Source organism: Pseudomonas sp. 5C2, assembly GCF_034314155.1.
Classification (GTDB): Bacteria; Pseudomonadota; Gammaproteobacteria; order Pseudomonadales; family Pseudomonadaceae; genus Aquipseudomonas.
Genome location: NZ_JAVIWH010000003.1, coordinates 1,794,921 through 1,807,937, shown reverse-complemented (window position 1 = coordinate 1,807,937; position 13,017 = coordinate 1,794,921). Strand labels below are relative to the sequence as shown.

Here is a 13,017-nt window from a genome sequence, read left to right as displayed (position 1 = left end):
AGACCATCATGAAGTGCCGCCTCGCTTTAATCCTCCTCTGCCTGGGGCTTAGCGCCTGTCAGAGCAGCAATCCCTATGTCGCCAGCGCCAACCCTATACCGCCGGCACCGGCGCAAGCGGCCCATACGCTGGACCTGAGCGCCTACCCGGCGGCACCCCGGGATTATGGGCGTTATCGCAATTGGGCCTGGGTCAACGACCAGCTCCCGACGGGCTCAGCATGGGCGGATTCGGCGCAGCTGGCTGAAGCTATCGGCAATGGCCTGGATCAGCGCGGCTTACGCCCGGCGATGAACAATCAACCGGCAGACGTGCGCGTAAGCGCCGATGTGCGCCTGGAAACACGTCTGCGGCAATACCGTGAAGACGCCTACAATCCTTACTACGGCGGTGGGATGGGTTATAGCCATTACGACGGCTATCACGGCGGCGGTTATGGCGCGTATGCAACAGTCCCAATCGTGCGTACGTATCAAGAGCAAGTGATCGTGGTGCGCATCAGCCTGTTCGACGGAAAAAGCGGTCAGCCTGTATGGAGTGCGAGCGCCGAAACGGCCAGTGGCGGCGACCAGTCTGCCCGTGGCAAGGCCTTGCGTCAGGCGGTGCAACAAGCCCTGAAGGCGTACCCTCCCTCATAATCTTTACCGGAGAACCATCATGTTCCGCCGCCTGGCTGTACTGTCTCTCGCGTTGGTACTCGGTGCCTGTGCAACCCCGGTCAACCGCGACTTCGATGCATCAAGGGACTTTGGCGCCTATCGAACCTGGGGCTGGAAAGAGCCAGGGGTTCAATACCGCCCCGATGATCCTCGGATAAAAAGCGACCTGACCGAACAACGCATTCGTCAGGCGGTGGCTGAGCAACTCGATCAACGCGGGCTGCGTATGGCGCAGGCGGGGGGCAAAGTTGATGTCCAAGTGCAAACCTACCTGATCGTCGAGAATCGTCAGCAGATGATCAACACCAACTATGGCGGTGGTCCATGGGGCAACGGCTGGGGCGGATGGGGAGGCATGAGCGAAACCCGTAGCGTCGACTACAAAGTCAGCACCCTGCAAATCGATTTTCTCGACGGCAAAGACGGCAAATTGGTGTGGCGCGGCAGCACCGAACAGGTCGTGGACACCGACACGAACAACCCGGCGGCTCGCGATACAGCAATCCGGCAGACCGTGGCCAAGGTGCTGGCGCAGTATCCACCGCGCTGAGCAGATCCTTCAGATCGACCCTGTGAGGTCGCCACGACGATGCGGATCAAGGACAGGGGATCGACTCAATCCACGACACTGAATTCAACCCGTGCCGTGTGCCCGCCTTCATCGAGGACGCTGAGTTGATAGCGTCCCAACCGGCTCAGGGTCGGGTTGAAGCTGCCTTGGTCAGCCGTGTCGGCCGTGGGCACACCATCAATAAACCACCAGCGCCGACCACTGCCACCCAACGCCGACAGGGTGAGACGCAGCGAGTTTTTACTGCCCGTCGGCAGGCGCAACTGATCCCCCTCTCGCACACCGACCACCGACAACGGTGCAGCCAGGCTTGAGGCTTGGGGTGGGCACTCGGGATCGCTCGGCGGCATCCGGGCGTCACGGCGCTCCAGGCGCGGCAGCCACGGTTCCAGCGGCGCAGGCCACAATGCTATGTCCCGAGGCTGTGCGTCGGGGCAATTGGCGGCGACCCGCAGGCCTTTGCCATTGACCCATATTTTCTCCAACAACCCCAGGCCGAGCGGTTGATCGGCGGCCTGCAAAGTCGGCGGCGTGGTGTTGTCCAGCGTCCAGGCGAAACGCTGACGTCGGCAGTTCGGATCGCTTTTACTCATGGGCTGGCCCAATGGCCAGCAGATCGCCGCGACACCCACGTTCATCGGCACCGGTTGCACGGGGGCGGTAATGCCGCGTTGACTGTCGCGGTTGATCAGCATGTCATGCACCTGGAGCATCAACGGTGCCGCCGACGCCAGGCCGAATTGCCCCGGTACCGGCGTGCCGTCCGGGCGACCGATCCAGATGCCGATCAGGAATCGGGGCCCCACTCCAATTGCCCACGCATCGCGAAAGCCATAACTGGTGCCGGTCTTCCAGGCCAGTACCGGGCGTTGGACCAAGTCGGCGTGGGGGTCGATGTCCGGCCGAGCCTGACCGCTGAGAATACGCCGCACGATCCACGCTGAACCGGGCGACAGCATCCTTCGTTCGCGCAATGTATCTGGCGGTTGCAGGCGCAGGTTGGCGTTTTTCCCGCCGCGAGCAAAGGCGCTGTAACCACTGACCAGGTCTTCCAGACGACTGCCCGCGCCCCCCAGAATCAAGGCCAGATTCGGCTCGGCCAACGGCGGCAGGGTCAGCGGCACACCGCCGTTGCGCAACTCGGCGGCAAAGCGTTTCGGGCCGTACGCTTCGAGCAATTGCACCGCTGGCAGGTTCAGCGACATCGCCAACGCGCTGCTGGCTGAAACCGCGCCACTGAAACCCGAGGAAAAATTGCCCGGACGATAATCGCCATAACGGCGCGGCACATCTTGCAGCAATGATTCGGAATGAATCAGCCCGGCGTCCAGTGTCATGCCATACAGAAAGGGCTTGAGGGTCGAGCCCGGGGAGCGCAGCGCGCTGATCATGTCGACGTGGCCGAAGCGCCGGGCATCATTGATGTCAACCGAACCGAGGTAAGCGCGCACCGCCATGGTCTCTTCCTCGACCACCAGAATCGCCGCCGACGTGTGCTCCGGTAAGCGCGCACGCCAACCCAGCAGCAAGTCTTCGAGGCGACGCTGCAAGGTAGCGTCGATAGTGGTGCGAATCAGCGGCGGGCTGTCGGCGCGGTTCAAGCGCCGGGCGAGCAACGGCGCAAGGCTCGGTTCCTGACGCGGCGCCAGGAGCAGCGGTTCTTCCAGTGCCTCATCGACCGCTGATTGTGGCCAGACCTGAAACTCGGCCAGCCGCCTGAGCACTTTGTCACGCGCCGCCTGCGCTCGCCTGGGGTGGCGGTCAGGGCGCAAACGACTCGGCGCCTGAGGCAAGACCGCAAGTAACGCCGCATCGGCGCGGGTCAGCTGCAAGGGTGACTTGCCCAAGTATGCCCAGCTGGCGGCCGCCACGCCCTGCAACGTCCCACCGAAAGGCGCCCGGTTAAGGTACAAGCCGAGAATCTGATCCTTGGACAAATGCCATTCCAGCTGTGCCGTGCGCCACAACTGGCGCAACTTGCCGGGCAGGGTTCGCGAATGCGGATCGAGCAGACGAGCCACTTGCATCGACAGCGTGCTGCCGCCCGACACCACCCGTGCGCCGCTGAGGTTCTGCCAGGTCGCCCGAAGCAACGCCAGCGGGTTCACCCCCGGATGTTGATAGAACCAGCGGTCCTCATACGTCAGTAAGGCATCGAGGTAATACGGCGACACCTGATCAGTCGTCACCGGGTAGCGCCACACGCCATTGGCATCGGCAAACCGCCACAGCGGCGTACCGTCCTCGGCCAGGACCACACGCGCCAGATCATCCTTGGGCAGCGGCAACGGCCAGAGATGGTCGGCCAGCCACAGCAAGGCGATCAGCAGCAACAGGCTGCCCATCGTCCAGCGCGCAAGTTTTCGGGGGTTCAAGCGCAAGAGCCTCTATTATCTCGGGAACTCGCAGAGCCGACCGATAGCCCAAGCGAACACAGGTGTTCTTTTATTAGCCTCATCAGGAATCAGACATGCAGGTAGAAAGCTTTTTCGAATGGCTCGGCCAGGCGCTGGACGCCGTGATTCGATTTATCGTGAACGGATTGGATGGGCTATTCAATCTGCTGGCTCATGCCGGTGGCAATTTTGTCGAAGGCCTGTCCCGAACGCTGGGCATGGACACGTCGCTGATCAGCATCCTGGCGCTGATCATCGGCCTGATGCTGTTGTACTCCGCCATCCGCGCCTTCATGCGCGCCTCGATCGTGTTCGGCATCATTTATCTGATTCTGGGCCTGTGGTTGTTGAGCTGGATAATTCACTAGCAAACCCTGCCCTGCCGGATCGACGGTTACAGGCTCATTTCCCCTTCACCACCATCTGCGCCGGCGCGTCACCCAAGGCGTGCCAGTTAGGCCGGTACATGGATTCAACCTGCGGCGGCGGCACACGGTAGGTGCCCGGGGTCACCGCTCGCGCCAGGTACAGCAGGTGCGTGGTGTTGAAGGCATCCAGATTCAGCGCAGCCACATAACGGTCATCGCGGAACTCCTGATGCTTGAGCCCGGCGTTCTGCATCGACTCGCGCCACTCTTTGACCTCACTGCTGGCGTCTGCCAGGCTGGCCGCGCTTTGCGCCAGGTTCTGGTTCTCCAACTCCAGACCGGCCGGCAGCAAATCCACCACCAGTGCATCAGGCACCCGCTGCCTGGCCTTGACCTCGATATGGACCAGCACCAGCTCACCGCTTTTCAGCGCATCAAGGTTCAGCGCCTGGCCCTTCATACCCAAGTACTCGCGGCGAATACTCAGGTTTTCACCCCCCGGTAACGGCGGCTGCTGTGGATAGCCGGAAATAGTCAGCTGTTGATACAGGGTCGTGCTGCCTGTGTTTTGCAACGACAACGGCGACGCCAGGGTTGCGCCTTCAAGCTTGAGGCCCGGCTGATGGTTGCTCAGTTCACGCGTTTGATTGCCGCTGCTCAGTTGCGCGGCCCAGTTGGCTTCCGGCTTGCCGAGCACACCACGCCCGGCGAGGAACAGCGAGTTGCGTTCCTGAGTCGACAACCATTGCGTGGCCGCCAGTTGATCCGAGAGCTCAAACAGCCGCTCTTCGCGTTTGTCTGCCGCCAGGTTGTTCTCTTCGAGCAGCGCAAAAATCAGCGCCTGATCGCGTAGCGGACTGCCATAGTCGGCGAGCCAGTCATTGGGTTTGCGGGTGGCCGCAAGACCGCCGATCAGCGCCTGTTCGGCACGCGGTTTATCACCCATTTTTTCCAGCGCTATCGACAGCTGCACCAGCGGCAAACCAGAGCGCGCATCGGTGCGCCTGTCGAACAGGCTGCGCAACGCGCCCAACGGCGCCTGTTGGCTGCGCGCCAGCACCAAGCCTGCATAGGCCTGCACGGCAAAGCGGGTGTGTTCGGCATTTTCGCTGTAGTTGACGTCGACCAGGTTGCGTTCTTGCAGGTAACGCAACAGCCGTTCATTGGCCTTTTTCAAGGCCTCAGGTGGTACGGCAAATCCTTGTTCGCGGGCCCGCAGGAGGAAATCGGTGACATACGCGGTCAGCCAGTATTCCTCTTCGCCATCGGCGCCCCACAAACCGAAGCTGCCGTTGTAGCGTTGCATGCCCAGCAGCCGCTCGATCCCCAGCTCGATCTTGCGCTTGCGATCAGCATCCGGCTCGCCTTCGAGCCCCAAGCGTTTGAGGCTCGCGGCATCCGCATACAGTGACGGGTACAGGCCGCTGGCGGTCTGCTCCAGACAACCATAAGGGTAGGCTTTCAGTGCGCGAATCTGCTCGCCAAGGTTCAACGGCGGACGACTCGACACCGATAGCAATGCTTCGCGACCCGCCGGTTCAAAGGCTTCAAGCGCACCCTCGGGCAGGCTCCAGGCTTGATCCTTGAGCACCGCACGGTAGTGTTTGAGCAGCGCCGGATAGGCCGGGCGTATACCCAAGGTCCACTCTCGACTAAACGCCGGCAGGTTTTCCCCCGGCAAGTCCAGCCCTTGCACGACCACCTTGATTTTCCCTTGGCCAAAACCACCTTCGGCGCGTACCGGAATCTGTAGCGTGATGCGTTGGCCTTGAGCCAATTCAACGCTCTGACCGGCGCTGGCGTTGATCACGCTCAGTTGCCCTTCAGCACTGAGCTGGACAGTAAGTTTTTGTGCTTTGCCGGACAGGTTAGACAGGTCCAGTGCCAGTTGAGTCTGATCGCCTCCCGCAAGAAACCGTGGGGCTGAGAGTTCGGCAATCAGCGGTGCGGCGACCACGGTTTTAGCTTCAGCCATGCCGTAACGCTCGCCCGTCCAGGCCTGCGCCATGACCCGTAGTTCACCGTTGAAGTCGGGTATATCGACACTGATTTCGCCTTCGCCCTGCGCATTCAGGGTCACCGGCGCGCTTTGCAGCGCCACGATGGTCACGCTGGTTTCCGGACGCTTACCGCCCTTGGCCAACGCTGCATCGCCACCGAACGCCAGACTCGCCAAACGACCCCGCCCGGCTTCGATCAGTTGCCCGTAGATGTCCAGTTGATCAGCGCCATACGCCTTGCGCCCGAACAGCTTGGCGAACGGGTCTGGCGTCGGGTACTCGGTGATATTAAGGATGCCCACGTCCACGGCCGACACCAGCACATGCACCTCTTTGGGCACGCTGCCATCAGCATTTTTTGCTTGCAGCTTGACGGTCAACGGTTGTTTGGGGCGCATTTTCTCGGGTGTCGAAACCGTCAGCGCCAGCTTGCGTTGTGAGCGATCCAGCGGCAGATGAAGCACGCCCACCGCACGTTTCGGTGTGATATTGGCTTTGCGTTCGCCCGGTCGAATCACCAGCGCGCTGATGTACAGATCATGCCGCGTCCATTGTTTATCCAGCGCAATATCGAAGCGCTTGCCTTCAGCCGGCACGTCGATTTCCTGCCACCACAACGGCCCGTCGCTGGACTCGACCAACAAGTAACCCTTGCCTGCCGCCGGAGGTGTGACGGTGACGTTGACCGTATCGCCGTCGGCGTAAGCCGGTTTGTCCAGCGCCAATTTGACCTGATCCGGACGCACCGCGCCGCCTTCGGCATTGTCCTGCCAGCGGTAGCCGGCCCAGAAGCGCAGGCTGCTGATCATCCCGGTTGCCGGGTCTTCGACCTCGACGCGGTATGGGCCCCACTCCACCGGGAAGCTGATTTTGGCAGTGTCGCCTTGTTTGATGCTCAGGGTTTCTTCGTCAAGGTTCAGGAACTTCTCGTTGTAACGAGAGCTCCAGCCATCGCTCTCCGAGTAGTTCCAGTAGTAGTCGCGGCGCTCACGCACCAGCCGCACCTTGAGGTTATCGGCTGCCAGTTTGTGGCCTTCGCTGTCAGCCACCAACAACTCGAATTCTGCCGGACCGTTGCCATCGGTCTGATCACCGTCGAACAAGGCGCGCAGCCCCGGCAGCCGATCCGCTGGCCATACCGGTTGCACCAAACGCCGGGTAATCGGGCGTCCGCCAGACTCTTGCAGGCTGGCTTGCAGTATCAGTTGCAGAGGCGATTTGGCCTGCGCCCATTTGCTCTCCACCTCAAGGCTCAGCTCGCCATTGGCGTCGAGGGTGCTTTCTTCCAGGTCGAGGTCCTGGCTCAGCTCCTCTTCGGTGATCGAGCCAAACTGGTAACCGGGCAAGGCTTTTACTGCATCACGCAACGGTCGGACATACAGCTGGCCCGTCAGGCGATTACCCGATGCTGGAGCGCCGTACAGGTAGCGGCCATTGATGTTGAAATCAGCGTTGTCGGCTGGGTTGAGCGCCGTGTCGCTGCCCTTGATTTCCAGCGCCAGACGCTCTGGCAGGAAATCCTCTACCTGGAATTCATACACCTGCGGTTTGCCGTCGCCGAGGTCGAAGACCAGTTGCCAGCGCCCGGTCGGCGCTTCACCCGCGAGTTGCAACTGATATTGATAGAGCGATGTCGCATCAGCTTCCCAGACGAACTTGCGGCTGACCTGTTCATCCGGTCGACGCACTTCGACGCTAATCGGTTGCGGCTTCACGTCCTTGCCGTCACTGTCACGCAGCAGGCCGTTGAGCAACACGGTTTCGCCGGGGCGATACAGATCGCGCGGGCCGAAGACGAAGAATTGCAGAGGGTGGGCTTTAGGCCCCGTGATATCGAATTCGGCCAGGTCCAGCGCCGCGCTGTTCAGGCGCAGCAGGCTGGTCTGTTCACGTTGATGCGCCAGCAGCACTTCGGCCTTGGCGGGCAATGGCAATTGGGCGTGTCCAGCGTTATCGGTCTTGCCCTGGCCGACCACGCGACCATCGGCGTCATACAGTTCAAGCTCGATACCGCTCAGGGCCTTGCCACCCTCCAGCGCTTGGGTGAACACGTCCAGTCGATTCTGATAACGGTGCACCGACAGACCAATGTCGCTCAGGGTGAACAAGGTCGCCGGCTGGGAATAGTTGTAAGTGCCCGAAGCACGCATGACCGCCAGATAGACGCCAGGCTGTTGCAACGGCTTGAGGCCGGCAATCGGCAGCAACAGGGTTTCCCGTGTATTGCGCGCCGGGTTCAGGTCGAAGCGGCCGCCATAGACCAGATCGGCCATGGGCAACAGGTCTTTGGATTCATAACCCTGCAAGGTGCTGCTACGGCCCCATTGGCTGAGAAACGCAGGCAGGGATTCGGGCTTGATGCGGAAGAATTCAACATCGACCTTGGCGACGTTCAACGCGATCACCGGCAGACCTTCGGCCAACCGGGTCGGCAACAGACTGCCACGGCTGGCGAAACCGACGGTGGCTTGCAGATCACTGGTTTCCAGACGACTGATGTATTCCGCTGCCAGCTTGGCCTTGTTCACCCCGAGCAGACCGGCATCCAGGGTCAGGACCAATTTGCGCTGAGGCTCAAGATGGCGCAGACGCAGCTCCATCAAATTGTCGGAGAGTTCCCAAGCGCCGTCGACCTTGCCGGTTTTGGTGTCCACCAGGTGCAGCTTTTCAGCGAATTTCTGCTCCGGGTCCAGCGGTACGGAAAAGCTCACGGACAGGGTGCTGGCACCCTCGACCTGGATTTCCGAGACATCGACCACTGTCAGCTCACGGCCCGCATAGCGTTGGCTCAGGGCAGAAAGATCCAGTGCCGGTTTGGGCTTGCTCGACTCAACGACCGCGGCGGCCGGATTGGGTGCGGAGGCCGGCGCAGCCTTGTGTGAAGTGGACGAATCGCAGGCGCTTAGCAGCGTCAGCACACAGGCCAGAAACAATCCTTTGTCAAGCATGGGTCACTCATCGGCAGCGGTAGTGAGAGGGTGAACTATAGAGCAACCGCGACCTAACGGGCAGCGCAGTGGGCAGATAGACCGCCGGATTGAGACTTTGTTCTCATGGGGATTGCTACACTGCGCACCTTCCAGGGAGCTTTCATGTCGACACTGCTGAACGATTGGCGCGACCGCCCTACCCATCGCCGGGTCTGGGCGCTGGCAGGACCGATGATTCTGTCCAATATTTCCGTGCCATTGGTGGCATTGGTCGACAGTGCGGTGATCGGCCATCTGCCGCATGCCCATCAACTGGGCGCAGTCGCAGTAGGTGCCAGCCTGTACACCTTCCTCGCCTGGGCCATGGGTTTTCTACGCATGGGCACCACGGGGTTTGCCGCGCAGGCTGCCGGGCGCAGCGATGGAGCAGCGCTGCGGAAAATCCTGTTGCAAGGGTTGCTGCTGGCCGTACTGCTGGCGCTGGTGCTCGGCCTCTTCGCCTTACCGTTCAGCCAACTGGCACTGGGCCTGATGCAGCCCTCGGCCGATCTCAAGCAACTGACCCTGGATTTTTTCCACACCCGCCTGTTTGGCCTGCCTGCTGCACTGGCCAGTTACGCGCTGGTCGGCTGGTTTCTCGGCACCCAGAACGCCCGTGCCCCGCTGGCAATTCTATTGACCACCAACCTGGTGAACATCGCCCTCAATCTGTGGTTTGTGATTGGCCTGGAGTGGGGCGTGGTCGGTTCAGCGCGGGCCTCGGTGCTGGCTGAATGGACCGGCGCCCTTCTCGGCCTGGCGCTGACCCAACAAGCATTACGTGCCTACCCCGGCAAGGTCGCGTGGGCGGCACTCGCCTTGTGGCAGAGCTGGCGGCCACTGTTGGCGGTCAACCGTGACATCTTCATTCGCAGTCTGGCGCTGCAATCGGTCTTTTTTCTGATCACGGTACAAGGTGCGCGATTGGGAGACGCCACGGTGGCCGCCAACGCGCTACTGCTTAACGGCCTGCTGCTCACCGCTCATGCACTGGACGGACTGGCCCACGCCGTGGAGGCCCTGTGCGGTCACGCCATTGGCGCCCATGACCGAGCCGCGTTGCGCCGTTCGCTGACGATTGCTGCCGGTTGGTCCCTGCTAGCCAGTGTCGCGTTCGCGGTAGTGTTCATGTTCGCAGGGCATCTGTTTATCCAGATGCAAACCGATATCCCGGCCGTGCGTGAGACCGCTTTTATCTACTTGCCTTATCTGGCTGCGCTGCCGCTGGTTGCGGTCTGGAGCTATCTGCTCGATGGCCTGTTCATCGGCGCGACCCGTGCGCGGGAGATGCGCAATGCCATGGTCCTCAGCGTGGTGCTCGTGGCGCCGCTGGCCTGGTTCGCCCAAGGCCTGGGCAATCATGGGCTGTGGCTGACGTTCATGGTGTTCATGCTGCTGCGCGGCGCGACGCTGGGCATACTTGCCTGGCGCCTGAACCGCAGCAATGGCTGGTTTGCCAACGCTGGACATTGACCCCTACTCATTGAGCTGACCGCGCGCGTAAAACTACGATCGTCCGCCCTCCCAATAATTACGCACGTTGTCGAAACGCACCTGCTGCCCCATGTCTGCCAGGTTCGAGGGCAACGAGGCCGTCGGAAACCTGGCCCTCAACCCGAGCCATTCATCAAGAATCTGTGGATCATTGAAGCCAAGGCGCAGGCCTTCCTGAAGATGGCGCAGGGTCTTGCGGTAGCTGTTGTCTGTCGCATGGCTCCAGAAATACGCATGGCGTTCCAGCAGGCACTGTTGCAGCTTTTTCTCTTGCTGGACGCTGAGTTGGGGTTCGGCCGTCAACGGCACAACGTCCAGCTTCGGATTGTTCAGGTACAGCCGGTCCTGATAGTCGTCGGCTTTGTCTGCCCAAGTGCCGCCGACCCAACTGATCGAGTCTATCGGCCCCAACCAGCGGCTCAACGCCTGCACGTCCATCGAGTCGAAAAAATAGGAGGCGGTCTGTGCGTTGTAATAAGTGATCAGGCTTTTGTAGTGATCGCTGAAACGAACAGTGAGCATGCGCCGCAAATGGGCCAACAATTCGTTCTTGGGCGCCGAGCAAAAAATAGTCAGACCTGGCCAGGCCGCCGTCTCACTCTCGCAGACAACGTTGAAGGGGTCGTCGGGACGCAGGGACACCAGCAGCGGGCCCTGTTTGCGGATCAGGTGCATCTCCGTGTCCGCAAACAGTTCGTAGCAGCGGGTGCGAGGGAAGCGCTTTTTTAGCTGGCTGGCCAGGCCGGGCACGCTCGGCGTATCAAGCAATAGCCATTTATTGTCAGGCCTGTAAAACCCGTTGAAATCGGACTCTTTCATGGCGCTCCCTCCCCGTCGATTCGCGTCATCGCCCGACAGGCGCAAGGCGTCCTTTGGCAGTGGGCAAAACTTCCACCCGAAGGCAACTGACACAGCAGGACCAACGGATGGCCGGCCTGCAACAGCTCCAGCAGTTCGTTGGCTCGCGCGTGCAGTTCGGCTTCATCGCGGAGCTTGTCCGCTGCAGACTGCGGCGCAGGGTCCGCGTTAAACATGATCTGCGCACTGCTCAGTTTCAAACCGTCATGCCTAAGGAGGACCGAGCTACTGCCAACGCTAAACAACAGTTCGCTGTCTTTTTCGAACGTCAGCGTGATCCCGCCAGACAATTCGATTTTTTGCCCTTCGCTGACAAACGTTCGCGGATCGAGGCGCATCCGCAGAACCTGCTCGTCCTGACGCGGTACCTCACTCGCGTCTGACCCGGCAAGGTCAGAAACAGACTCGGGATGGGCACTGTCTGCGCGGTCAAAGCCCTCCGCCCCCTGACGTTGCAAGTACGCGGTTACCTCTGGCTGATCGGGGTCGCCGTGGATAAAACTCACCATCACCTCCATGCCGACCCTCGGCTGGGCACTCTCATCATCGCCCTCGCCGACCAGCGCCGAAGACACCGGCACCCAACAGCTGGCGTATTGCGCGCCCTCGCCTTGAAGCCCCCAGTCGAACTGCACATTGATCCGGCCCATCGAGTCGCAGTACACCTGATCGAAAACAGGGCCCACCACCCGCGCGCGCTGCACACCCCGCATGGGCGGCCGAGCCGTTACGGGCGAAGGGCGGAAGCCAACCTCCCACGGCGTCGCCTGGAAATGATTGCTGTACGGCGAGTCGGAGCTGATGACGGCGGCCAACAGCTCATCGAGCTCCTGCGGCTGATAACCCCGGTGCTGAACCTCGGTCAGGAGCCAGAGATGATTCCACTCTTTTTGCGGATGCTCACTCAACGGCAATAGCAGTCCGGCCCCCAGATAAGGCGCCGTACTTTCGCCCTCGGCCTGCTCCAGAGCGCGGCGACTGTCCTGCCCACCGTCGGCGGTGCTGACGGAAAAGCGAGTAACAGCATGCTGTGCGGCAGCGACCTTGCGGGGCTTTATTTGCGCCGATTCCGTCTGGAAAGGACAGGTCGGCGCACGTCGAAAGCCACCCTGGCTATCCCCGAACACCAACATATGGCAGCGCCTTGAATGCTGAAAATGGTAATGAATGCCCTCTTCCTCACACAGGCGCTGAACGAATTGCAAATCCGACTCATGGTGCTGCGCGCAATACATGCGTTCACGGTAGGTGCCGCTGAGTTCAAAGCGGTGCGCATCGGCGCGAATGCCATGCTCCTTGAGCACCCTGGCAATGATTTGCGGGGCCGACAGGCCTTGAAAGATCCGCTGGTTAGAACGCCCGGCAAGGCACGCGAGCCGAGGACCAAGGCTTAAACGATAGTGGCCGAGATGCGGCCCTCGACGGCTTTGGTCGGCGCCATGGATCTGCCCGTTGATCCCGGTTTTAGTGTCCACAAAGCTCAACCATGCCGACCGGTACATCAGGCTTTGCAGGTTCAGATCAGAGGACTCACTGACCACTTCCAGCTCAAACGCAAAAGGCTGGTTGATCGCTTCCGTGCCGGTAAACGACAGCACGTTGAGCCTGTGGGACAGGTTCGGGATATCCAGGCGAAAAAAAGGCTCGGTGACTGGATCCAACATCGGCGGCTCCTCTACGTGGGTACGACCGGGGATTCTCG

Annotated in this window: 8 protein-coding genes; 4 read left to right on the top strand and 4 right to left on the bottom strand. The window is 61.1% G+C overall.

Annotated elements, in window-relative coordinates; genetic code table 11:
- Positions 1–8: 8 nt before the first annotated feature.
- Together RGU44_RS22925 and RGU44_RS22920 are read left to right on the top strand one after the other, a co-directional pair.
- A complete protein-coding gene (locus RGU44_RS22925) occupies positions 9–638 on the top strand; it encodes a DUF4136 domain-containing protein (protein WP_322278062.1) in 630 nt (209 codons plus the stop codon).
- Positions 639–657: 19 nt separating this feature from the next.
- On the top strand, positions 658–1,209 hold the full coding sequence (locus tag RGU44_RS22920; RefSeq protein ID WP_322278059.1) for a DUF4136 domain-containing protein: 552 nt from the start codon (positions 658–660) through the stop codon (positions 1,207–1,209).
- A gap of 65 nt (positions 1,210–1,274) precedes the next feature.
- On the opposite strand, the gene pbpC is transcribed toward RGU44_RS22920, so the two are convergent.
- Positions 1,275–3,605, bottom strand: a complete 2,331-nt coding sequence (gene pbpC, locus RGU44_RS22915; protein WP_322278057.1) for a peptidoglycan glycosyltransferase PbpC — start codon at positions 3,603–3,605, stop codon at positions 1,275–1,277.
- A 95-nt stretch (positions 3,606–3,700) separates the two neighbouring features.
- Between pbpC and RGU44_RS22910 the strand changes: the two genes are divergently transcribed.
- Positions 3,701–3,994 carry a hypothetical protein gene (locus RGU44_RS22910; RefSeq protein ID WP_322278053.1) on the top strand — a complete coding sequence of 98 codons (294 nt, stop codon included), beginning with the start codon at positions 3,701–3,703 and terminating at the stop codon, positions 3,992–3,994.
- Positions 3,995–4,028: 34 nt separating this feature from the next.
- On the opposite strand, the gene RGU44_RS22905 is transcribed toward RGU44_RS22910, so the two are convergent.
- The gene (locus RGU44_RS22905) at positions 4,029–8,942 is read right to left on the bottom strand and encodes an alpha-2-macroglobulin (protein WP_322278051.1); all 4,914 of its coding nucleotides are present in this window, start codon (positions 8,940–8,942) and stop codon (positions 4,029–4,031) included.
- Between the two features lie 144 nt (positions 8,943–9,086).
- Here RGU44_RS22905 and RGU44_RS22900 point away from each other — a divergent pair, with 144 nt between their 5' ends.
- Positions 9,087–10,436 carry an MATE family efflux transporter gene (locus RGU44_RS22900; protein ID WP_322177667.1) on the top strand — a complete coding sequence of 450 codons (1,350 nt, stop codon included), beginning with the start codon at positions 9,087–9,089 and terminating at the stop codon, positions 10,434–10,436.
- Positions 10,437–10,469: 33 nt separating this feature from the next.
- On the opposite strand, the gene RGU44_RS22895 is transcribed toward RGU44_RS22900, so the two are convergent.
- Entirely contained in the window at positions 10,470–11,276 is an 807-nt protein-coding gene (locus tag RGU44_RS22895) for a DUF4123 domain-containing protein (protein WP_322278049.1), read from the bottom strand.
- Complete coding sequence (gene vgrG / locus RGU44_RS22890; protein WP_322177665.1) at positions 11,273–12,979, bottom strand: type VI secretion system tip protein VgrG; 1,707 nt, start codon at positions 12,977–12,979, stop codon at positions 11,273–11,275. The genes RGU44_RS22895 and vgrG overlap by 4 nt, the downstream gene beginning before the upstream one ends.
- Between the last annotated feature and the right edge of the window lie 38 nt (positions 12,980–13,017).